Annotated in this window: 20 protein-coding genes; 4 read left to right on the plus strand and 16 right to left on the minus strand. The window is 71.5% G+C overall.

Translation table 11 applies throughout. The features are described 5' to 3' along the window. The first annotated feature begins 55 nt into the window (after positions 1 to 55). Together AC068Z_RS23595 and AC068Z_RS23600 are read left to right on the plus strand one after the other, a co-directional pair. Positions 56 to 802 carry a GntR family transcriptional regulator gene (locus AC068Z_RS23595; protein ID WP_478558872.1) on the plus strand — a complete coding sequence of 249 codons (747 nt, stop codon included), beginning with the start codon at positions 56 to 58 and terminating at the stop codon, positions 800 to 802. After that, on the plus strand, positions 799 to 1,257 hold the full coding sequence (locus AC068Z_RS23600; RefSeq protein WP_478558875.1) for a hypothetical protein: 459 nt from the start codon (positions 799 to 801) through the stop codon (positions 1,255 to 1,257). Before AC068Z_RS23595 ends, AC068Z_RS23600 begins: the two co-directional genes overlap by 4 nt. On the opposite strand, the gene AC068Z_RS23605 is transcribed toward AC068Z_RS23600, so the two are convergent. The 6 genes from AC068Z_RS23605 to rpe form a co-directional block, all read right to left on the minus strand. After that, on the minus strand, positions 1,254 to 1,706 hold the full coding sequence (locus AC068Z_RS23605; RefSeq protein ID WP_048581051.1) for an Lrp/AsnC family transcriptional regulator: 453 nt from the start codon (positions 1,704 to 1,706) through the stop codon (positions 1,254 to 1,256). The genes AC068Z_RS23600 and AC068Z_RS23605 overlap by 4 nt on opposite strands. Before the next feature lie 10 nt (positions 1,707 to 1,716). Further along, entirely contained in the window at positions 1,717 to 3,204 is a 1,488-nt protein-coding gene (locus tag AC068Z_RS23610) for an amino acid permease (protein WP_478558880.1), read from the minus strand. Between the two features lie 354 nt (positions 3,205 to 3,558). Next, the gene (locus AC068Z_RS23615; protein WP_478559884.1) at positions 3,559 to 5,001 is read right to left on the minus strand and encodes a GuaB1 family IMP dehydrogenase-related protein; all 1,443 of its coding nucleotides are present in this window, start codon (positions 4,999 to 5,001) and stop codon (positions 3,559 to 3,561) included. A gap of 131 nt (positions 5,002 to 5,132) precedes the next feature. Further along, positions 5,133 to 5,426, minus strand: coding sequence for a barstar family protein (locus AC068Z_RS23620; RefSeq protein ID WP_478558883.1), 294 nt, complete (start codon positions 5,424 to 5,426; stop codon positions 5,133 to 5,135). A gap of 109 nt (positions 5,427 to 5,535) precedes the next feature. Further along, a complete protein-coding gene (locus AC068Z_RS23625) occupies positions 5,536 to 6,579 on the minus strand; it encodes a sugar-binding transcriptional regulator (RefSeq protein WP_478558886.1) in 1,044 nt (347 codons plus the stop codon). Between the two features lie 78 nt (positions 6,580 to 6,657). After that, on the minus strand, positions 6,658 to 7,344 hold the full coding sequence (gene rpe / locus AC068Z_RS23630; RefSeq protein WP_478558889.1) for a ribulose-phosphate 3-epimerase: 687 nt from the start codon (positions 7,342 to 7,344) through the stop codon (positions 6,658 to 6,660). A gap of 92 nt (positions 7,345 to 7,436) precedes the next feature. On the opposite strand from rpe, the gene AC068Z_RS23635 reads away from it, so the two are divergent. Next, positions 7,437 to 9,599, plus strand: a complete 2,163-nt coding sequence (locus AC068Z_RS23635) for an MMPL family transporter (RefSeq protein WP_478558892.1) — start codon at positions 7,437 to 7,439, stop codon at positions 9,597 to 9,599. Here AC068Z_RS23635 and AC068Z_RS23640 read toward each other — a convergent pair. Both AC068Z_RS23640 and fmt read right to left on the minus strand, forming a co-directional pair. After that, complete coding sequence (locus AC068Z_RS23640) at positions 9,574 to 10,998, minus strand: RsmB/NOP family class I SAM-dependent RNA methyltransferase (protein WP_478558895.1); 1,425 nt, start codon at positions 10,996 to 10,998, stop codon at positions 9,574 to 9,576. The two genes, AC068Z_RS23635 and AC068Z_RS23640, sit on opposite strands and share 26 nt — an antisense overlap. A gap of 76 nt (positions 10,999 to 11,074) precedes the next feature. Beyond that, positions 11,075 to 12,007, minus strand: coding sequence for a methionyl-tRNA formyltransferase (fmt, locus tag AC068Z_RS23645; protein WP_478558898.1), 933 nt, complete (start codon positions 12,005 to 12,007; stop codon positions 11,075 to 11,077). A 228-nt stretch (positions 12,008 to 12,235) separates the two neighbouring features. On the opposite strand from fmt, the gene AC068Z_RS23650 reads away from it, so the two are divergent. Beyond that, positions 12,236 to 12,778 carry a hypothetical protein gene (locus AC068Z_RS23650; protein WP_451726034.1) on the plus strand — a complete coding sequence of 181 codons (543 nt, stop codon included), beginning with the start codon at positions 12,236 to 12,238 and terminating at the stop codon, positions 12,776 to 12,778. A 521-nt stretch (positions 12,779 to 13,299) separates the two neighbouring features. Here AC068Z_RS23650 and AC068Z_RS23655 read toward each other — a convergent pair. The 8 genes from AC068Z_RS23655 to AC068Z_RS23690 form a co-directional block, all read right to left on the minus strand. Further along, the gene (locus AC068Z_RS23655; protein WP_478558902.1) at positions 13,300 to 15,471 is read right to left on the minus strand and encodes a primosomal protein N'; all 2,172 of its coding nucleotides are present in this window, start codon (positions 15,469 to 15,471) and stop codon (positions 13,300 to 13,302) included. 104 nt (positions 15,472 to 15,575) lie between these two features. Then, entirely contained in the window at positions 15,576 to 16,784 is a 1,209-nt protein-coding gene (gene metK, locus AC068Z_RS23660) for a methionine adenosyltransferase (RefSeq protein ID WP_478558905.1), read from the minus strand. A 239-nt stretch (positions 16,785 to 17,023) separates the two neighbouring features. Continuing rightward, complete coding sequence (gene coaBC, locus AC068Z_RS23665) at positions 17,024 to 18,226, minus strand: bifunctional phosphopantothenoylcysteine decarboxylase/phosphopantothenate--cysteine ligase CoaBC (RefSeq protein WP_478558908.1); 1,203 nt, start codon at positions 18,224 to 18,226, stop codon at positions 17,024 to 17,026. A gap of 137 nt (positions 18,227 to 18,363) precedes the next feature. Next, on the minus strand, positions 18,364 to 18,636 hold the full coding sequence (gene rpoZ / locus AC068Z_RS23670) for a DNA-directed RNA polymerase subunit omega (RefSeq protein WP_003988945.1): 273 nt from the start codon (positions 18,634 to 18,636) through the stop codon (positions 18,364 to 18,366). 66 nt (positions 18,637 to 18,702) lie between these two features. Next, positions 18,703 to 19,296, minus strand: a complete 594-nt coding sequence (gene gmk, locus AC068Z_RS23675) for a guanylate kinase (protein WP_478558911.1) — start codon at positions 19,294 to 19,296, stop codon at positions 18,703 to 18,705. 60 nt (positions 19,297 to 19,356) lie between these two features. After that, entirely contained in the window at positions 19,357 to 19,680 is a 324-nt protein-coding gene (locus AC068Z_RS23680) for an integration host factor (RefSeq protein ID WP_003977346.1), read from the minus strand. A 321-nt stretch (positions 19,681 to 20,001) separates the two neighbouring features. Further along, on the minus strand, positions 20,002 to 20,844 hold the full coding sequence (gene pyrF, locus AC068Z_RS23685; RefSeq protein WP_478558914.1) for an orotidine-5'-phosphate decarboxylase: 843 nt from the start codon (positions 20,842 to 20,844) through the stop codon (positions 20,002 to 20,004). Next, positions 20,841 to 21,947: a quinone-dependent dihydroorotate dehydrogenase gene (locus AC068Z_RS23690; protein ID WP_478558917.1), complete on the minus strand. Its 1,107-nt coding sequence runs from the start codon at positions 21,945 to 21,947 to the stop codon at positions 20,841 to 20,843. Before AC068Z_RS23690 ends, pyrF begins: the two co-directional genes overlap by 4 nt. Positions 21,948 to 21,949: the final 2 nt, after the last annotated feature.

Below are 21,949 nucleotides of genomic sequence, written 5' to 3' on the forward strand. Positions count from 1 at the left end.
CAGTTCTCGATTAGGCTGGTCACGCTGTGCACAGCAACCGATCCAGAGGGGAAGCATGACGGCGCGACACGAGGAGATCGCGGGCGAACTGCGCCGGGCGATCGACCGCGAGGAGTACACCGTCGGCAGCCTGCTGCCCGCCGAGACGGAACTCGCGGCCCACTACGGCGTCTCGCGCGGCACGGTCCGCCAGGCCGTGGCGGCGCTCACCGCCGAGGGACTCATCGGCTCCCGCCAGGGCGCCCGCCGGGTGGTGCTGGCCAGCCGCCGCAGCCAGAGCTTCGCCGAACTGCGCAGCTTCGCCCAGTGGGCGAAGGCCATGGGCCGCGAGGCGACCGGGCAGGTCGTGTCGCAGGAGTACCGCACGGCCACGGCGGAGGACGCCGTACGCCTGCAACTGGCCGCCGGGACCGAGGTGTTGCACGTCCTGCGGGTGCGCGGTCTGGACGGCGAGCCGGTGCTGCTGGAGCGGACCGTCTACGCCGACTGGATCTCCCCGGCCGTCGAGTCCATCGAGCCGGACTGCCCGTCCGTCACCCAGCGGCTCTACGAGGACACCGGCCTGGTCTTCGCCTACGGCGAGCATGTGATCGACGCGGTCGCGGCGGGCGCCCAGGACGCCGAGCTGCTGGGCATCCGCCGTACGAGCCCGCTGCTGCGGGTGCGCCGGGTCACCACGACCCGGGAGGGCCGCCCGGTGGAGTGGTCGGACGACCGCTACCGCTCGGACGCGGTGAGCTTCAGCGTCCACAACTCGATAGGGAACAACGCACTGGCCCGCAAGACGGGGGATGCGAGGTGACCGCCGCCCTGCCGTACGTGGACGAGCACACGACGATCGTCGTGGCGGACGCCGACGCGCTCTGGCGGGGCTTGACTCAGGCCCTGGACGCCTCGTTCGGCGGCGGCCGGGCCACCGCGTACGCCCGCATGGTCGGCTGCGCCGACGTCGGGGCGTCGGGCCCTCGCCCGCTGGAGGAGGGCGCGACCCTGCCCGGGTTCAGGGTGACCACGGCGAGCAAGGGCCAACAGCTCACCCTCACCGGCAGCCACCGCTACTCGACGTACACCCTGACCTTCCGCATCGAGGAGGCGGGCCCGGGCCGCTACCTGCTCAAGGCGGAGAGCCGAGCCGCCTTCCCGGGCATGGCCGGGCGGGCGTACAGACGCCTGGCGATCGGAACGGGCGGCCATGCGATGGGGATACGACGCCTGCTGGCATCGATCAGGAGCCGGGCCGAGAGCTCCGCGGTCTAGGTCGGAGACCCCGAGGAGAACCGCCTCAGCAGCGGCGACAGCACCAGCACGGACTTGGTCCGCTCCACGAACGGCTCCCCCGCGATCCGCTCCAGCACCCTCTCGAAGTGCCGCATGTCCGAGGCGAAGACCTGCACGACCGCGTCCGCGTCCCCGGTGACAGTCGACGCGGCGACGACCTCCTGATACCGCTCGAGACCCCGCCGGATGGTGTCCGGCGAGGTGTTGTGACGGCAGTAGATCTCGACGAACCCCTCGGTCTCCCAGCCGAGCGCGGACGGGTCCACACGGACGGTGAATCCGGTGATCGCCCCGGTCGCCCGCAGCCGGTCCACGCGCCGCTTCACGGCGGGCGCGGACAGGCCGACGAGCTGCCCGATGTCCGCGTAGGAGCGACGGGCGTCCTCGGCGAGGGCGTGCACGATGCGTTCGTCGAGATCGTTCAGCACTGCGGGTGGTTCACTTCACTTCTGATGCGGCGGACGCGTCTGCCACGGCGAGACGGGAACGGCGATAGCCGTACAGGAAGTAGAACACGAGACCCGCCGCCATCCAGCACCCGAAGACCACCCAGGTCACGGTGTCGAGGCTGAACATGTTGTACGCGCAGAAGGCGAAGCCCAGCACGGGCAGCACCGGACCGAACGGCACCTTGAACGTCCGCTCCAGCTCCGGCCGCTTGTAACGCAGCACGATCACCGCGATGTTGACCAGGGCGAAGGCGAACAGCGTGCCGATGCTGGTGGCGTCGACCAGCTTGCCGAGCGGTATCAGGGCGGCGAGGACGCCGCAGAACAGCGACACGAGGACCGTGTTCAGTCGCGGGGTGCCGGTCTTCTTGTCGACCTTGCCGAGCGCCTTGGGCACCAGACCGTCGCGGGACATCGCGAAGAGGATGCGGGTCTGGCCGTACAGCACCGTGAGGACCACGGACGCGATGGAGATGACCGCGCCGAGCGCGAGCAGGGTGCCCCAGAAGGTCTGGCCGCTGACGTCGTTCATGATCGCGGCGAGGGAGGCCTCGGAGCCCTCGAACTTGGTCCAGTTCCACGCGCCGACGGCGACCGCGGCGACCAGGACGTACAGCGCGGTGACGATGATCAGCGAGAGCATGATCGCGCGCGGCAGGTCCTTCTTCGGGTCCTTGGCCTCCTCACCCGCGGTGGAGGCGGCGTCGAAGCCGATGTAGGAGAAGAACAGCGTGGCACCGGCGGCGCTGACGCCCGCCATGCCCAGCGGCATGAAGTCCTCGTAGTTGCCGGACTTGAAGCCCATGAAGCCGACCGCGCAGAACAGCACCAGTGCGGCGATCTTCACCGCGACCATGATCGTGTTGGCGCGGGCGGACTCGCGGACACCGCCGAGCAGGAACACCATCGCCAGCAGGACGACGATCAGCGCGGGCAGGTTGATGATGCCGCCCTCGCCGGGCGCCGAGGACAGCGCGGACGGGATGGTGACACCGATGGTCCCGTCGAGCAGCTCGTTGAGGTACTCGCCCCAGCCGACCGCGACGGCGGCCACGGAGACGCCGTACTCCAGCACCAGACACCAGCCGCAGACCCAGGCGACGAGTTCACCCATCGTTGCGTAAGCGTACGAGTACGAGGAGCCCGCGACGGGGATCGAGCCGGCCAGCTCGGCGTAGGACAGCGCCGAGAACAGGGCCGTGAGACCGGCGATGACGAAGGCCAGGGTGACCGCGGGACCGGCCTCCGGGACGGCGTCACCGAGGACGACGAAGATGCCCGTGCCGAGGGTGGCACCGATGCTGATCATGGTGAGCTGCCACAGGCCCAGGGAGCGCTTCAGCGAGCCTCCCTCACCCTGGCCGCCCTCCGCGACCAGGTGTTCCACGGGCTTGCGTCGCAGCAGGCGCGCGCCGAGCCCCGGGGACGGCGGGGCGGTCTGGCTTCGGTCGTGCGGGGGTGCGCCTTGGTCGAGCACGCGCTGGCTCCTTCATCGCTGCCGGTCAGGGCGGCGGGGACAGGCGGCACCCCTTCGAGCAGGGACCCACCGAGCGGAGTCCCCGCCACGCCACGTACGAGGCGACAGCCTATGAGGTGGGGCGTTGCTGGTGAAATGCAGCAACCTTGCGCATACCCGCAAGATCATTGCGTACATACGGTCTCGGTGGGTGTTCGTTGCACAACGGCTGTCGACCGTTGCGCACGGCCCCTCGGAGGAGGTCTTCGACCAGGAAGGCGTCGTACAGCGCGACGGCCCTGAGCCGGGGCATGCGAAACGGCCCCCGATCTTCCCGGGAGCGGGAACGACGGGGGCCGTCGGAAAGGGAGTCGGTCAGCTCCAGCTGGCGTGCAGCGGCTTGCCCTCGGCGTAACCGGCGGCGCTCTGGATGCCGACGACCGCCTTCTCGGCGAACTCCTCCAGGGAGCCGGCACCGGCGTAGGTGCAGGAGGAGCGGACGCCCGCGATGATCGAGTCGATCAGGTCCTCCACGCCCGGACGCGCCGGGTCGAGGAACATGCGGGAGGTCGAGATGCCCTCCTCGAACAGCGCCTTGCGGGCGCGGTCGTACGCCGATTCCTCCGACGTACGGTTGGCCACCGCTCGCGCGGACGCCATGCCGAAGGACTCCTTGTAGGCGCGCCCGTTCGCGTCGTGCTGGAGGTCGCCCGGGGACTCGTACGTGCCCGCGAACCAGGAGCCGACCATCACGTTGGACGCACCGGCGGCCAGCGCCATGGCGACGTCACGCGGGTGCCGGACACCGCCGTCGGCCCAGACGTGCTTGCCGTACTTCCTCGCCTCGGCGGCGCACTCCAGGACGGCGGAGAACTGCGGCCGGCCGACGCCGGTCATCATGCGGGTGGTGCACATGGCGCCGGGGCCCACACCGACCTTGATGATGTCCGCGCCCGCCTCGATGAGGTCGCGCACGCCCTCGGCGGCGACGATGTTGCCCGCGACGATCGGGACCTGCGGGTCGAGGGCGCGCACGACCTTGATCGCGCTGATCATCGACTCCTGGTGGCCGTGCGCGGTGTCGATGACGAGCGTGTCCACGCCCGCGTCGAGCAGCTGCTTGGCCTTGCCCGCCACATCGCCGTTGATCCCGACGGCGGCGGCGATCCGCAGCTTGCCCCGCGCGTCGACGGCCGGCGTGTACAGGGTGGCGCGCAGCGCGCCCTTGCGGGTCAGGATGCCCGCGAGTCGGCCCTCGGCGTCCACGGCCGGGGCGTAGCGGCGGTTGTGGTGGTCGAGGGTGTTGAAGGCCTCGCGCGGGTCGATGTCGGCGTCCAGGAGCAGCAGGTCCTTGGACATGACGACTTCGAGCTGGGTGAAGCGGTCGACGCCGGTCAGGTCCTGGTCGGTGACCACACCGATCGGCCGCTGGTCCTCGTCGACGACCACACCGGCGTTGTGCGCGCGCTTGGGCAGCAGAGCCAGCGCGTCGGCGACGGTCTGGTGCGGTGCGAGCACGATGGGGGTGTCCAGCACATGGTGGCGACTCTTGACCCAGGAGACGACGTCGGTGACGACCTCGATCGGGATGTCCTGCGGGATGACCACGAGGCCGCCGCGCCGGGCCATCGTCTCGGCCATACGGCGGCCCGCGATGGCGGTCATATTGGCCACGACGAGCGGAATCGTGGTGCCCGTGCCGTCCGGGGAGCTGAGGTCCACGCCCTGCCGGGAACCGACCGCGGAGCGGCTCGGCACCATGAAGACGTCGTCGTACGTCAGGTCGTACGCGGGCTGGATGTCGTTGAGGAAACGCACGTGCTGCACATCCCAGTCGATCAAAGGTGGCCCCCGGACAGGTCAGCCAGGGGGAAAGAGCACGTACTTCATTGTCCCATGGCGACCGGAACGGCATACACGGTCTGTTCATCCAGCCTGGTCAGTGTGGCCTAGGAGGATCCTCCAAGAGCGAGGGCCACGGTGACGGCGGAGGCGCCCGAGAACACCTCGAGGGCGGTCTCCCACTCGTCGGGACGCGTCTCGGCGTACGCCCGCCAGTTCCGTACGACGACCACGACCCCGTCCTCGGGCCACAGGCCCGGATCCGAGAGGACGTCGGCCAGCGCGTCCCAGTTGCGGCCGAACCAGTCCGGCAGCCCCAGGTCCCGTCGGCACCGGTCCATCAGGCCCGCCTTGCCGGTGACCCCCGCGAGGTCCACCGGCGTGGCCCGGACGTCCGTCATCTCAGTACCACCTCGAACCGCTCGTAGCGATCATCGGAGCTGCACGCCCAGGACGAACCGCGGCGGCAGGCTCGCGCCACCCCCACGGTCCGCCCTGCCTGACTCGCTGTCAGACCCCGTCCGGGTCGGCCCTGTTGAGCGCGGGCTTCGGGCTCTGACCCGACGTCATCAGCACGTCGGCCGCCGAGGTGTCCGTCACCAGGCTGGTGACGAGCCCCGACCGCAGCACCGCGTCGATGGCGGACGCCTTGCGCGCCCCGCCCGCGATGGCGACGACCTCGGGGATACGGCGCAGCTGGTCGGCCTTGACCGTGATGCACCGCTCGCCCAGGTCCCGTCCGACCCGGCGGCCGTCGGCGTCGAAGAGATGCGCCGACATCTCGGCGGCGACCCCGAGCGAGGCGTAGTGCGCCCGCTCCTGGTCGCTGAGCATGTCGTGCACCGTCGAGATGCCCGGCTCCCAGGAGCCGATGGAGACACAGGCGACCGTGACCTTGTCGAAGTACTCGAAGGCCCGGGCGATCCCGGTCTGGTTGCGCAGCGCCGCCGCGGTGGCCGCGTCCGGCAGCAGCATCGGCGCGTAGATGGGGTGGGCGTCGCCACCGGAGACCTGGGCCGCCCGGCGCACCGCCTCCACCGATCCGCGCTCCGCCGTCCCGGCGTCGTACACGCCCGTCAGCTGCACCACCGTGCAGGGCGGCAGCCGGTCCAGCGCCGCCGCCATGTGGATGGTGGACCGGCCCCAGGCCAGGCCCAGCACATCACCCTCGTTCACCAGTTCGCCGAGCAGATCGGCGGCCACTTCCCCCAGGTTCTCCGGGTCGGGAGAGTCCTCGGCCTCCGCCGGCGACTCGACCACGACGGCGTGCCTGAGGCCGTACCGGGCGCGCAGCGCGTCCGAGCGCTCGGCGTCCAGCTCGGCCGGGACGCGGATCTCGATTCGCACGAGATCCCGTTCGAGGGCTGTCTCCAGGACCCGGGCCACCTTGAAGCGGCTCACGCCGAACTCCTCGGCGATCTGGATCTTGGACTTGCCCTCGAGGTAGAAGCGGCGGGCCATGGCCGCCGCCTGCACCAGCTCAGCGGGTCCCATCCGCATGGCTGACCGGCCCGCCGACATACCCGACACGGCGATCTCCTCACTACTGTTCACACTCTGGATTCGCCGTTCATCCTTGCAGATCCGGCGCACCGGATCCGCCCTGAAGGGCGCCGTTCACGTTCCCTTGGCTCAGTGGTCGCATGCCCAGGCGGCGGACTTCGTCACTCCTTCCGCCTGGGCCCGCAACGCGCGGACCGCCTCGGCGGGGTCCTCGGCGCCGTAGACCGCGGAACCGGCCACGAAGACGTCCGCCCCTGCCTCCGCGCACCGCTCGATCGTCGACGCCGACACCCCTCCGTCGACCTGGAGCCACAGCTCGAGGCCGTGCTTGCTGATCAACTCGCGGGTGCGGCGAATCTTCGGGAGCATGATGTCCAGAAACGCCTGACCTCCGAATCCGGGTTCGACCGTCATGATCAGCAGCATGTCGAGCTCGGGGAGCAGGTCCTCGTACGGCTCGATGGGCGTCGCGGGCTTCAGCGCCATGGAGGCTCGCGCACCCTTGGCCCGGATCTCACGGGCCAGACGCACCGGAGCGGCGGCCGCCTCGACGTGGAAGGTGACCGATCCGGCACCCGCTTCCACGTACTGGGGCGCCCACCGATCGGGGGCCTCGATCATCAGATGGCAGTCCAGCGGAGTGTCCGTCGCACGGGCCAACGACTCTACGACCGGCACACCGAGCGTGAGGTTCGGGACGAAATGGTTGTCCATGACGTCGACGTGGAGCCAGTCGGCTCCTTCGACCGCCTTCGCCTCGTCCGCGAGGCGGGCGAAATCGGCGGACAGGATGCTGGGGTTGATCTGCACGGCCATGACCCAACTTTGCCATGTCCCGCGCGGGATCGTCGTGGCGCCCCTTACGGGGGGCTCCGGCGCATGGCATCCTTTCGGCCTCGGGGGTGGACATGACTGAAAAGCGTGGAGTTGCGCATCTCGTCTGCGGCCGGCGGGCCAAGTGGGTCGTCCTCGTGCTGTGGCTCATCCTGTTGTTCCTTACGGCTCCGTTCGCCCAGAAACTCACCGACGCCCAGGACAACGACGCCGCCTCCTGGCTGCCGGGCTCCGCCGAGTCCACCCAAGTGCTGGAGATCTCCGAGGACTTCCGGCCCGAGCAGATTCCCGCCGTTGTCATCTACGCGCGCGAAAGCGGGCTCACGGCCGAGGACCGGGCCGCCATCGACGAGGACGTACGGGAGCTGAAGCAGCTCACCGCGCACGGCATCCGCGGTGACGAGACCCGCGGCCCCACCTACGACCGCGAGGTCGATCCACGCGCGGCACAGGTGTACGTCCCGATCACGATGGACGAGAAGGGCTGGGAGCAGATCTCCCCCGCGGTCGACGACATCCGCGAGATCACCGGCGAGGGCGGCGGCGGGCTCGCCGTGCACATCACCGGTCCGGGCGGCACCTCGGCGGACTTCGCCGAGGCCTTCGAGGGCATCGACTCCACGCTGCTGCTGTCGGCCATGGCGGTCGTCATCGTCATGCTGCTGATCACCTACCGCAGTCCGACCCTGCTGCTCGTCCCGCTGCTCGCGGTGATCGCCGCCCTGTTCACCTCGCAGGCCGTCATCTACTTCCTGGCCGAGCACGCCGGCCTGACCGTGAACGGTCAGAGCGCGGGCATCCTCACGGTGCTCGTCTTCGGCGCGGGGACGGACTACGCCCTCCTGCTCGTCGCGCGCTATCGCGAGGAGCTGCGCCGCCACGAGGACCGGCACGAGGCGATGGCGCTGGCCCTGCACCGCGCGGGCCCGGCGGTGATCGCCTCCGGCGCGACCGTCGTGCTGAGCATGCTCGTGCTGCTGGCCGCCGAGATGAACTCCACGCGCGGCCTGGGCCCGGTCGCGGCGATCGGCGTCGCCGTCGCACTGCTGGCCATGATGACGCTGTTCCCGGCGCTCCTGGTGATCTGCGGCCGCTGGATCTTCTGGCCGGCGATCCCGCACCTCGACGCCCCCAACCCGCACGAGCGGGGCATCTGGGCCCGGATGGGCCGCCGTATCTCCCTCCGGCCGCGCATGGTCTGGGCCATCACGGCGGTCGTCCTCGCCATCTTCTCCCTCGGCCTGATCCAGTTGCGCGCCGAGGGCATCAGCAACGCGGACGCCTTCACCGGAACCCCGGACTCGATCACCGGGCAGGAGGTCTCCGAACGGTACTTCCCGGCGGGCAGCGGCGATCCGCTGGTCATCGTCAGCAACCAGGCGCAGGCCGAGGAGGTCGGCCGGGCGGTCGCGGACACCCCGGGCGTGGTCCCGGAGTCGCTGGGCCTGCCCCCGGGCACGAAGCCGTCCTTCGAGGGCAAGGTCCTGTTCGAGGCCACCATGTCCGATCCGGCCGACAGCGAGGCCGCGAAGGACACGGTCGAACGGGTCCGGGACGCCGTGCACGCGGTGCCGGACGCCGACGCTCAGGTCGGCGGCGGTACGGCGGCCCTGCTGGACATGGACAAGGCGACCACGCACGACAACATCCTGATCATCCCGCTGGTGCTGATCGTCGTCCTGCTGATCCTGTGCGTCCTGCTGCGCGCCCTGATCGCTCCGCTGCTGCTGATCGGAACGGTGATCCTGTCCTTCGCGGCGGCCCTGGGCATCAGTGCGTTCGCCTTCCGGTACCTCTTCGACTACGCCGGCGAGTCGACGGACTTCCCGCTGTTCGTCTTCGTGTTCCTGGTAGCCCTGGGCATCGACTACAACATCTTCCTGACCACCCGGATCCGCGAGGAGGCGGCCCATCAGGGCACCCGCGCCGGGGTGGTGACCGGGCTCGCCGCGACGGGCGCGGTCATCACCTCCGCCGGGCTGGTGCTGGCCGGCACCTTCGCGGCCCTGGGCACCCTGCCGATGGTGGCCTTCGCGGAGATCGGCTTCGCGGTGGCCCTCGGCGTCCTCCTGGACACCTTCGTCGTACGGTCCGTCCTGGTGACGGCGCTGTTCCTGGACGTGGGGAAGAAGGTGTGGTGGCCTAGCGAACTGGCACGTCACGACGGTGCGGACACGCCGGCCACCGAGAAGGCGGCGGCCGGCCGGGCCCCTACGGCGCCGCCGTCCTCCGAATGAGCGCCAGATACATCGCGTCGGTACCGTGCACGTGCGGCCACAGCTGTACGTCGGGCCCGTCCCCGAGATCCGGCACGCCCGGCAACAGCGGCCGGGCGTCGATCAGCTCCGCACCGGCGTCCTGCTTGAGCACGTCGTCCACGACGGCCCGCGTCTCGGCGAGATGCGGGGAGCACGTGGCGTAGCCGACGACCCCGCCGACCCGCACGGACTCGAGCGCGGTGCGCAACAGGGACCGCTGGAGCGGGGCGAATCCGTCGAGATCCTCGGGCTTGCGCCGCCACCGTGCCTCCGGCCGCCGCCGCAACGCGCCGAGACCGGTGCACGGCACGTCCATCAGCACCCGGTCGAAGGCACCGGCCCGCCACGGCGGCCGGGTCCCGTCGGCGGCGATGACCTGGTAGGGCCCGGGGTTGCCGTCGAGGGCCTTGGCCACGAGCCCGGCCCGGTGCGGCTGCTTCTCGGAGGCGAGCAGCATCGCCCCGCGCTCGGCGGCGAGCGCACCGAGCAGCGCGGCCTTGCCGCCGGGCCCGGCACATCCGTCGAGCCACTTGGCGTCGGGCCCGTCGAGAGGCGCGTTCGCCAGCGCGAGGGCGACGAGCTGGCTGCCCTCGTCCTGCACTCCGGCCCGCCCGTCGCGTACGGCCTGGATGGCACCGGGCTCGCCGCCCTCGGCGAGCCGGACGGCATACGGCGACCAGCGCCCCGGCACGGCCGCCTCCTCGCCGAGGAGTTCCTCGGTGGTGGCCCGTCCGGGCCGGGCGACCAGCGTGACCTCGGGCCGCTCGTTGTCCGCCGCGAGCAGTTCCTCGATCCCGGCCCGGCCGCCGCCGAGCGAGTCCCACAGCGCGGAGACGACCCAGCGGGGATGCGAGTGCACGACGGCGAGGTGGTCCTCGGGGTCGTCGTCGTACGGCGGCGCGACCCGCTCGATCCACTCGTCGAGATCGTGCTGGGCCACCTTGCGCAGCACGGCGTTGACGAACTTGGCCCGTCCGTCGCCGAGGACGACCCGGGCCAGCTCGACGGACGCGGAGACGGCGGCGTGGGTCGGAATCCGGGTCCCCAGCAGTTGATGCACGCCGAGGCTCAGCACATCGAGCACCGGCGGGTCGACCTCGCGCAGCGGCCGGTCGACACACTCGGCGATGACGGCGTCGTACGTCCCCTGCCGCCGGAGCGTCCCGTAGACCAGCTCGGTGGCCAGGGCCGCGTCCCGCCCGTCGAAGTCACCCTTCTCCCGCGCCTTGCGCAGCAGGGGCGGCAGGACGAGGTTGGCGTAGGCGTCCCGCTCGTCCACGGCCCGCAGGGCCTCGAAGGCGAGAAAGCGGACGGGGTCCTTCTTGGGCCGCCGGTAGGGCTTGCCGGCAGGGCGGGGCCGACGGGAGGTGTCGCTCACGAAAAAGGTGCTCCGGATTGCTGGATGAGATGTAGCACCAGCGTACGTCGCCCCGGCTTGCGGACCCTACGGCCGGTCAGACCCCGAGCGTCTCCCCGTCCCCGATCCGTGCGCCCCGGGCCCAGTCGGCGGCCCGCATGGGCTTCTTGCCCTGCGCCTGCACCCACAGCAGCTCGACGGCGTACGACCCGGTCCCGACGTACACGTTGTTCTTGCCGACGGAGAGCGCGCCGGGCGCGAGGTCGTCCCGCCCGGGCACGGGCTGCACCTGGATGAGCTTCAGCCGCTCGCCGCGGAAGGTGGTCCAGGCGCCCGGGGCGGGCGTGCACCCGCGCACGAGCCGGTCGACCCGCAGCGCGGGCGCGCCCCACTGGACGTGGGCGTCCTCGACATTCACCTTCGGCGCGAGGCTGATGCCCTCGCCGGGCTGCGGTACGGCCTTCAGGGAGCCGTCCTCGATGCCGTCCATGGTCGCGGCGAGCAGCCCGGCACCGGCGAAGGCGAGCCGGGTCAGCAGGTCACCGCTGGTGTCGGTGGGCCGGACCGCCTCGGTCACGGTCCCGTACACCGGCCCGGAGTCCAGCCCTTCCTCGATGAGGAAGGTGGACGCGCCGGTGATCTCGTCGCCCGCCATGATCGAGTGCTGCACGGGAGCGGCGCCGCGCCAGGCGGGCAGCAGGGAGAAATGCAGGTTGACCCACCCATGGGCGGGGATGTCGAGTGCGACGCGCGGCAGCAGCGCCCCGTAGGCGACGACCGGACAGCAGTCCGGCGCGATCTCCCGAAGCCGCTCCAGGAACTCCGGATCCCGCGGCTTGAGGGGCTTCAGCACCTCGATCCCGGCCTCCTCGGCGCGCTCGGCCACGGGAGAGGCGATCAGCCTGCGCCCCCGCCCGGCGGGCGCGTCGGGCCTCGTCACGACGGCGGCCACCTCGTGCCGCCCGGAGGCGATCAGAGCATCCAGCGCGGGAACGGCGACCTCGGGGGTACCGGCGAAGACGAGCTTCATAGGTGACTACGGGCCTCTCGGTCGAGATCGATGGGGCAGCACACCAGTCTAATTGGGCGCCCCGCCCAGGAGAGTCCCGTGCTCCCCACCCCGGCGCACGCATATGCCGGTACGCCCCCTCTGCGTGACCAGCGGAGCGTAAACGCGTTGGTCAAGAAAGAGTTGACCACAACGGGCCGCACATCGCGCGGCCCGATCCTTTTCAACGCCGGTTCGAGAGGCTTGTTCATGGCCGACCACGCAACCCACGACGCCCAGGCTCGGGCCAGCCTGCACTTGCTGGTGCGGGACATCGAGCGGGTCCGCCGGCAGGTGGACGCACTGCGCACGCTCACCGCCCAGTTGGGCAACGTCTACCGCCCGCGCCGCTCCGGCCCGTCCACGGGCTTCGTCGTCTACGGACGCGCTCCCGCCCCGACGGTACGTCTCGCCCAGGAGCTGCGGGACAGTGTCGAGACCCTGGTCACGGCCGCGGTGGACTTCGACCGCTCACTCGGTTTCTCGTGGGACGCGGTGGGCTCGGCCCTCGGCGTGACCAAACAGGCGGTGCACCGCCGTTACGGCTCCCGCCGCGCCGCGACCCAGGCGGCGGCGGAGGCGGAGCGCACGACCGAGGCCACGGCCGCCCGGACGGTGAGCGTCAACACGGGCATCCCGTCGGTCCCGACGGTCCCCGCGGCCCGCTCGATGCCCACCCAGCCCACGGCCGGCAGCCCCGCCCTACGAGAAGACCCCCGCCCCCCGGCCTTCCCGTCCCCCCGAAACGGCTGACCCACCCCACCCCCGCCCTCCCCACCGACATGGGGAGGGCGGGCCCACGCAACCACCCCCCACCTGCCCGAGGTGCGATCAGTCCCGTCCTGAAGCCCCCACCCCTCCCAACCCCGCCCAGCCACGGGCCCTACCTGCGGGCAGTCGCACCGCTGAGGCAGCACGCCCCCTAGCTGCGGGCACCCGTGCCGCCGGGGCGGCACGGACGGGCGCAGCGACACCCCGCAAGCGCGGGCGAGCAGAACCACCCCCCACCCCATACCTGCGGGCAGTCGCACCGCTCCAGCAGGCCCCCTAGCTGCGGGCAGTCGTGCCGCTGGGGCGGCACGGGTGGGCGCAGCGGCGCCCCGCAAGCGCGGGTGAGCAGACCGCCCCCCACCCCCTAGCTGCGGGCAGTCGTGCCGCCGGGGCGGCACGGGTGGGCGCAGCGGCGCCCCGCAAGCGCGGGTGAGCGAAACCCGCCCACCCAGCCCCCACGCAGGGTCAGAAGACCACCGACCGGCCCGAACACAGCACCCGGCTCACCCGATGTCCGGCGGATCGATCCGCACCCGAACCGCCGCCTCCCCACCGGCCGCGCCCCGAGCCGAAGCCCCCCGAGCCATCCGAGCGGCCTGCGCAGCCTTCAGCGCGGCCGCCAACGCCGCCCCCTTCCCCGGCGGCACCCGAATCAGCGCCCGCTCCCACCGCTCCCCCGGCGGCGGCCCCCCGACCCGCCGAGGCCGCCCCGGCGCGGTGACAGGCACCGGCACCGGCCCCAACACCTCCGCCTCTCCCGGCAGTTCCACCGCCCGCAGAAACTCCCCGACCGCCTCCGGCACCCCCGAGACCGCCGCCATCCGGGACACCGGCGGAAACCCCAGCTCGGCCCGCTCCGCCAGCTCCCGCACCGCATGCCCCACCGGATCCCACCGCACCAGCGCCTGCACCGGCCGCAAGGTCGGCTCAGCGACCACCACCACGGTCCCCCCGGCACCCTGCGGCCGCACCAGCGCCGCCGCGCCGATCCACCGCCGTACCGCGTCCTCACCGGCCCGCAGATCGGGCCGTCCGAGCATGGCCCACCCGTCCAACAGCAGGGCCGCCGCGTAACCGCCCTCGGCGACGGGCTCCGCCCCCGGCGTACTCACCACCAGCGCCGGCGCCCCCGGCACCGTGTCCAGCACATGCTCCCGCCCGGACGTCCGCACCGGCACAGCCGGAAACGCCCGCCCCAACTCCTCCGCGGTCCGCCGGGCCCCCACCACCTGCGCCCGCAGCCGGAACCCGCCGCACTCCGCACAGTGCCAGGAGCCCTCCTCCTGACCGCACCACGCGCACCGCAGGGCCCCGCTGTCCCGCGCCTCCAAGGGCCCGGCGCAGTGCCGGCACCGTGCGGGCGCCCGGCAACCGGCGCACGCCAACCGCGGCACATAGCCCCGCCGAGGCACCTGCACCAGCACCGGCCCCTGCCGCAAGGCATCCCGCACGACCTGCCACGCGAGCGTCGGCAACCGGGCCGCCCGCGCGGCCTCGTCCCGGGCGAGGTCACCGTCCCCCACGGTCCGCACCAGCGGCGCGGCCCCCCGCACCCGCTCGCGCGAGGCGACCAGCGGCCGGGCCCATCCGCTCTCCACCAGCTGCGCGGCCTCGACCGTACAGCTCCAACCGCCCAGCAAGAACCCGCACTTGTCCTGCGCGGCCCGCAGCAGCAACACATCACGCGCATGCGGCTGAGGAGCGTGTGGCTCGCTGTGGCTGTCGTCCCCGTCGTCCCAGATGACGACGAGGCCCAGATCCCGCACCGGCGCGAACATCGCCGCGCGCGTCCCCACCACGGCCCGTACCGACCCCCGCCGCACCGCGAGCCACTCCCGGTACCTCTTCTCGGGCCCGGCATCGGCGGTGAGCACGGCATGCCGCCCCTCCCCCAGCAGCGCCGTCAACGCGGCATCGACCCGCGCCACGGCCCGCCCGTCCGGCACCACGACCAGCGCCCCCCGCCCGGACGCCAGCGTCGCCGCGACCACCCGCGCGATCTCCTCGCTCCACTCCGGTCCGGGCAGGGCGTTCCACACGGCCCGGGGCGCCCCGCCGGACGCCAGCGCCTCCACGAACGCGCCCCCGTGCTCGTACCGCCCCCAGGGCCCCGCCTCAGGCGCCCCCGGCGGCGGCAACGGCTCCGGCGAGGGCCGCTGCTCGGCCCGAGCGCTGCGCGGCGGAACAGCCAGCTGCAGCACATCGGCCAGGCTCCCCGCATACCGGTCCGCGACGGCCCGGGCCAGCCCCAGCAGCTCCTCGTCGAGCACCCGCTCGGGCGACACGACCTGGGCCAGAGCGGCCAGCGGCCCGGAGTAGTCGGACTCCGCCAGCCGCTCGACGAGAAACCCGTCGATCAGCCCCCCGCCCTCACGACGCCCCTCCCGCACCCGCCCGCGCCCGGCCCCGAACCGCACCCGCACCCGCACCCCTGGCTGCGCGTCGGCATCGAGCTCCTCGGGCACCGCGTAGTCGAAGTACCGGTCGAGATGCAGCACCCCCTTGTCCACCAGCACCCGGGCAACGGGCAGATCCCGGGCCAGCGCGGCCCCCCGCCACGTCCGAGGCTTCGCCCGGGGCCCCTTGGCCTGCCGCACGCTCTCCCGGATCAACGCGAGCTGCTCGGGCGGCGCCCCCTCAGCCCCACCACCGACCTGCCCGTTCTCGCTGCTCACCCTTGCATTCTTACCAAACCCCACTGACAGCCGGAGCGGGCGCGGACATACGCCGAGGCCCGGCCCCCCGAAGGGAACCGGGCCTCGCTGCTGTGCTGGGGGCCTTACAGACCCGCGGCCTTGCGCAGCGCGTCCACACGGTCCGTGCGCTCCCAGGTGAACTCGGGAAGCTCGCGGCCGAAGTGGCCGTACGCGGCCGTCTGGGCGTAGATCGGGCGGAGCAGGTCGAGGTCGCGGATGATCGCGGCCGGGCGGAGGTCGAAGACCTCGTCGATCGCCTTCTCGATCTTCTCGGCGTCGATCTTGGCGGTGCCGAAGGTCTCGACGAAGAGACCGACCGGCTCGGCCTTGCCGATGGCGTACGCCACCTGCACCTCGCAGCGGGAGGCGAGGCCCGCCGCCACGACGTTCTTGGCGACCCACCGCATCGCGTACGCGGCCGAGCGGTCCACCTTGGACGGGTCCTTGCCGGAGAAGGCGCCGCCGCCGTGGCGGGCCATGCCGCCGTACGTGTCGATGATGATCTTGCGGCCGGTGAGGCCGGCGTCGCCCATCGGGCCGCCGATCTCGAAGCGGCCGGTCGGGTTGACCAGCAGGCGGTAGCCCTCGGTGTCCAGCTTGATGCCCTCGTCCAGGAGCGCCTTCAGCTCCGGCTCCACGACGAATTCGCGGATGTCGGGGGCCAGCAGGGACTCCAGGTCGATGTCGCTCGCGTGCTGCGAGGAGACGACCACCGTGTCGAGGCGGACGGCCTTGTCGCCGTCGTACTCGATGGTGACCTGCGTCTTGCCGTCGGGGCGCAGGTAGGGGATGGTGCCGTTCTTGCGGACCTCGGAGAGCCGCTTCGACAGGCGGTGCGCCAGGAAGATCGGCAGCGGCATCAGGGTCGGGGTCTCGTCGGTCGCGTAGCCGAACATCAGGCCCTGGTCACCGGCGCCCTGGCGGTCGAGCTCGTCCTCGTCGCCCTCGACGCGGTTCTCGTACGCCGTGTCGACACCCTGCGCGATGTCCGGGGACTGCGCGCCGATCGACACCGAGACGCCGCAGGAGGCGCCGTCGAAGCCCTTCTTCGAGGAGTCGTAGCCGATCTCGAGGATCTTGCTGCGGACCAGCGTCGCGATGTCCGCGTACGTCTTGGTCGTGACCTCGCCGGCCACGTGCACCAGGCCGGTGGTGATCAGCGTCTCGACGGCGACCCGGGAGGTCGGGTCCTCGCGCAGAAGCGCGTCGAGAATGGTGTCGCTGATCTGGTCAGCGATCTTGTCGGGGTGACCCTCGGTAACGGACTCCGAGGTGAACAGGCGACGGGACACAACGCTCCCTGGGGTTGCAGCGGCTGCTGGCTGATCATTTTTGGACGGGACGGGGGCTGCGCCCGGCGTCGTCCGAGAACAGTTTATCGGTCGCGCTCGGCCACGGGCCCACCTGTCTCGCCTCTCGGGAGCGCTGTGACCTGCGGCACGGGCATTCTGCCCAATCCTCCACGCCCTTGACCAGGGGCGCCACGCCCCAATGTGCGGGGTTTCAGGAGCCCGTGAAACGAATGCGGCACTCAGGTGAGGCGCGGGGCCACCAGATCCCACACAGTTTCGGCCAGTGCCTCCTTGGGGCCGTACGGGACGGGCGTCTCGGTGCCGTCGGCGCCCAGCACGACGGCCTCGTTCTCCTCGGAGCCGAAGGTCTTGCGCTCCCCCACCTCGTTCACCACGAGCAGGTCGCACCCCTTGCGGGCCAGCTTGGCACGGCCATTGGCCAGCACGTCGTCCGTTTCGGCGGCGAACCCTACGACGACCTGGCCGGGGCGGGCGCGGTCGGCGGAGATCTCCGCGAGGATGTCCGGATTCCGCACCAGGACGATCGGGTCGGGGTCCTGCCCGTCCTTCTTCTTGATCTTCCCCGAGGCGTACGCGGCCGGGCGGAAGTCCGCGACCGCCGCGGCCATGACCACCGCGTCCGCGTCGGCGGCCGCCTTCAGCACGGCCTCCCGCAGCTGTACGGCCGTACCCACCTGGACGACGTCCACGCCCGCGGGGTCCGGCAGCCCGGTGTTCGCGGCGATCAGCGTGACCCGGGCGCCCCGCGCGGCGGCGGTGCGGGCGAGGGCGTACCCCTGCTTGCCCGAGGAGCGGTTGCCGAGGAAGCGGACCGGGTCGAGGGGCTCCCGGGTGCCGCCGGCGCTGACGACGACGTGCCGCCCCGCGAGGTCGGGCTCGGTGACGCCTCTGGCCAGCACCCGGCGGCAGACCTCGAAGATCTCCCCGGGGTCGGGCAGCCGGCCCTTGCCGGTGTCGACGCCGGTGAGTCGGCCGACGGCGGGTTCGATGACGACGGCTCCGCGGCGGCGCAGCGTCGCCACGTTCTCCTGGGTGGCCGGGTGCTCCCACATCTCGGTGTGCATGGCCGGGGCGAAGACGACCGGGCAGCGGGCGGTGAGCAGGGTGTTGGTCAGCAGGTCGTCGGCGAGGCCGTGGGCGGCCTTGGCGAGCATGTCCGCGGTGGCCGGGGCGACCACGACCAGGTCGGCGTGCTGCCCGATGCGGACGTGCGGCACCTCGTGGACGTCGTCCCACACCTCGGTCGAGACGGGGTTGCCGGACAGGGCCGACCAGGTGGCGGCGCCGACGAAGTGCAGCGCGGAGGCGGTCGGCACGACCCGGACGTCGTGTCCCGACTCCGTCAGTCGGCGCAGCAGCTCACAGGCCTTGTAGGCGGCGATGCCACCGCTCACGCCCAGAACGACCCTCGGCTTGTCCACGGTCTCTCCCCGGCTCGGAAAACACTCGGCCACGTCCGCGAAGGCCACGCTCCGAAGACGTACAACCCCATGACACACCACAGGCCCGGCAGCATGACTGCCGGGCCTGTGGAAAAGACTGCTGCAAGCAGGAGATATTACTGCGCCGGGCCCTCGACGGCCTCGGACGTCAGCAGTCCCGCGTTGATCTCGCGCAGGGCGATCGAGAGCGGCTTCTCGTGGACGTGGGTGTCCACGAGCGGACCGACGTACTCGAGGAGACCCTCGCCGAGCTGCGAGTAGTACGCGTTGATCTGGCGGGCACGCTTGGCCGCGTAGATCACGAGGCTGTACTTCGAGTCGGTGGCCTCGAGGAGCTCGTCGATCGGCGGGTTGATGATGCCCTCGGGCGCGGAGATGGAAGAGGACACGCTCTACCTTCCGATGGATGGGAAAGATTCAGGCTGGATGATCAGCGTCTGAACGATCAGACACGATCACACAACGTCCATCAAGGCTAGCAGCTCGCGCGCCACGTCCTCGACGGAGGTGTTGACCAAGGTCTCGTCGAACTCCGGCTCGGCGGCCAGTTCGACCTTCGCGGCCTCCAGGCGACGCTCGATCACCTCGGGCGGCTCGGTGCCCCGGCCGGTGAGCCTGCGCACCAGCTCCTCCCAGGAGGGAGGAGCCAGGAACACCAGGTGGGCCTCCGCCATGGACTCGCGGACCTGCCGGGCGCCCTGGAGGTCGATCTCCAGCAGGACGGGCTTGCCCGCCTCCAGCCGCTCCAGCACGGCCGCGCGCGGCGTGCCGTAGCGGTTGCCGGCGAACTCGGCCCACTCCAGCAGCTCACCGTTGGCGATCAGCTTGTCCATCTCCTCGTCGGTGACGAAGAAGTAGTGGACCCCGTGCTGCTCGCCGGGGCGGGGCTTGCGGGTCGTCGCCGACACCGAGAGCCAGACCTCGGGATGTTCCTTGCGCATATGGGCGACGACCGTGCTCTTGCCGACCCCTGAGGGGCCGGAGAGCACGGTCAGCCGCGGACGTACGTCCGGGGGCTCGGGGGTCGTCCCCCGGAATGTTGCAGCCATGCAGCGATTATTCCAGCAATCCCGGGGTGCCCGGGACTCCCTTCCCGGCAGTGCCCGGGTTCAGGAGCCGGTGCTGCCGAACTCACGCTCCAGGGAAGCGATCTGGTTGGAGCCGAGGCCACGCACGCGGCGGCTCTCGGAGATGCCGAGTCGCTCCATGATCTGCTTGGCGCGGACCTTGCCCACGCCCGGCAGGGACTCAAGAAGGGCGGAGACCTTCATCTTGCCGATGACGTCGTTCTCCTGGCCCTGCTTGATGACCTCGTGAAGGGAGGCGCCGGAGTGCTTGAGTCGATTCTTGACCTCGGCCCGCTCCCGGCGAGCCGCGGCGGCCTTTTCGAGCGCGGCTGCGCGCTGTTCAGGGGTAAGGGGCGGAAGAGCCACGCCTACGTCACCTCGGATGTTGAACTGTCGGATACGGACCGGTGAGGAACCTAGTCGCCCCACACCTGGGGAGCCACGAGCAACACGCTTGCCCGTTCTCTGCTCGGAGACTAGCGGGCAAGTCCGCCAGAGTCAGCGAGAACAGCGGAAAAGTCCTGGTCAGCCTCCGCCAGTACGGACATTTAAGACAAATTGCCCCGGATTTGAGGATGTATTCAGACTCAAGTCGGCCCTCGGTCACTCATCGGAGGACTCGAACAAGCGTCTAAATACACCGAGGCGACCGCCCGCGAGACGGACCTGGTCGCGCCCGGGCGGGGCTCACGCGGCCGCCACGGCCGCCCGGATCTCCTCCGCGAACCGCTCCGCCGCCGTCCGCAGCGCTCCCACGTCGGGACCGTGCCGCAGGACCCCCCGGCTGACGTTCGGCACGACATTGCGCACCGCCGCCCCGAAGACCCGGGGAAGGTCCGCCGGCGTGGCCCCCTGAGCGCCGATGCCGGGCGCCAGGAGCGGACCGTTGATCCGCAGTTCGTAGGAGGACAGGTCACCCAGCGTGGCGCCGACGACCGCGCCGAAGGAGCCCAGGGGCTCCTCCCCCACGTTCTCGGCGGCCAGGTGGGCCAGCATGGTCGCGCCTACGTTCCGCCCGTCGGCCCGCACCGCGTGCTGCACCTCGCCGCCCTCCGGGTTGGAGGTCAGCGCCAGCACGAACAGGCCGGCGCCGCTCTCCCGGGCCAGCGCCACGGCGGGCGAGAGCGAGCCGTAGCCGAGGTACGGCGAGACGGTCAGGGCGTCCGAGAACAGCGGGGAGTCCTTGCACAGGAAGGACTCGGCGTACGCGGCCATGGTCGAACCGATGTCACCGCGCTTGGCGTCCATCACCACGAGCGCGCCGGCCGACCGGGCCTCCTCGACCGACTTCTCCAGCACGGCCACCCCGCGCGAGCCGAAACGCTCGAAGAACGCGCTCTGCGGCTTCAGCACGGCGACCCGGTCGGCCATCGCCTCGACGACCGTACGGCTGAACCGCTCCAGACCGGCGATGTCGTCCTCGAGGCCCCACTCCGCGAGCAGGGAGGCGTGCGGGTCGATGCCGACGCACAGCGGGCCCCGCTCGTCCATGGCACGGCGCAGCCGGGCGCCGAAGGGTTCCAGAGTCATGCGGCCTTCCTCACGTCGGCGCCGACCGCGTCGGCGAGCGTGGCGTACGGGCTGGTGCGCAGCCGGGCGGCGAGCCCCTTGTGGATCGCGCGGCACCAGAAGGGCCCCTCGTAGATGAACGCGCTGTACCCCTGGACCAGCGTGGCGCCGGCCAGGATGCGCTGCCAGGCGTCCTCGGCGTTCTCGATGCCTCCGACGCCCACGAGGGTGATGCGGTCGCCCACGCGCGCGTACAGGCGCCGCAGCACCTCCAGGGAACGCTCCTTCAGCGGGGCACCGGACAGGCCGCCGGTCTCCTGGACCAGGGCGGGTCCGGAGCGCAGCCCGAGGCCTTCGCGCGCGATGGTGGTGTTGGTGGCGATGATCCCGTCCAGGCCCAGTTCGACGGCGAGGTCGGCCACGGCGTCGATGTCCTCGTCGGCGAGGTCCGGCGCGATCTTGACCAGCAGCGGGACCCGGCGCGTGGTGACGGTACGGTCGGCCGCCTCGCGCACGGCGCTCAGCAGCGGGCGCAGGTGGTCGACCGCCTGGAGGTTGCGCAGCCCCGGCGTGTTGGGCGAGGAGACGTTCACGACCAGGTAGTCGGCGTACGGCGCGAGCCGCTCGGTCGACTTCACGTAGTCGCCGGTGGCCTCGGCCTCCGGAACCACCTTGGTCTTGCCGATGTTGACGCCCACGACCGTGCCGAACACGGGCGTGCGGGAGGCCAGCCGGGCGGCGACGGCCAGAGAGCCCTCGTTGTTGAAGCCCATGCGGTTGATCAGCGCCCGGTCGGGCACGAGCCGGAACAGCCGCTGCTTGGGGTTGCCGGGCTGCGCCTCGCCGGTGACCGTGCCGATCTCGACGTGGTCGAAGCCCAGCATCGACATGCCGTCGATGGCGACCGCGTTCTTGTCGAAGCCGGCGGCGAGTCCGAAGGGCCCGTGCATGCGCAGTCCGAAGGCCTCGGTGCGCAGTTCCTTGTGGCGGGGCGCGAGCGCGGCGGCGACGAAGGTGCGCAGCACGGGGATCGCGACGGCGAGCCGGATCCAGCGGAACGCCAGGTGGTGCGCCTGCTCCGGGTCCATCCGCCGGAAGACCAGACCGAAGAAAAGCTTGTACATGT

The organism is Streptomyces sp. NPDC043726 (genome assembly GCF_056436565.1).

Coding starts and splice junctions, on each gene's coding strand:
- AC068Z_RS23595 (WP_478558872.1), top strand. CDS start 56: ATGACGGCGCGACACGAGGAGATCGCGGGCGAACTGCGCCGGGCGATC.
- AC068Z_RS23620 (WP_478558883.1), bottom strand. CDS start 5,426: ATGACGGACGTCCGGGCCACGCCGGTGGACCTCGCGGGGGTCACCGGC.
- rpe (WP_478558889.1), bottom strand. CDS start 7,344: ATGGCCGTGCAGATCAACCCCAGCATCCTGTCCGCCGATTTCGCCCGC.
- AC068Z_RS23635 (WP_478558892.1), top strand. CDS start 7,437: ATGACTGAAAAGCGTGGAGTTGCGCATCTCGTCTGCGGCCGGCGGGCC.
- fmt (WP_478558898.1), bottom strand. CDS start 12,007: ATGAAGCTCGTCTTCGCCGGTACCCCCGAGGTCGCCGTTCCCGCGCTG.
- AC068Z_RS23650 (WP_451726034.1), top strand. CDS start 12,236: ATGGCCGACCACGCAACCCACGACGCCCAGGCTCGGGCCAGCCTGCAC.
- gmk (WP_478558911.1), bottom strand. CDS start 19,296: ATGGCTGCAACATTCCGGGGGACGACCCCCGAGCCCCCGGACGTACGT.
- pyrF (WP_478558914.1), bottom strand. CDS start 20,844: ATGACTCTGGAACCCTTCGGCGCCCGGCTGCGCCGTGCCATGGACGAG.
- AC068Z_RS23690 (WP_478558917.1), bottom strand. CDS start 21,947: ATGTACAAGCTTTTCTTCGGTCTGGTCTTCCGGCGGATGGACCCGGAG.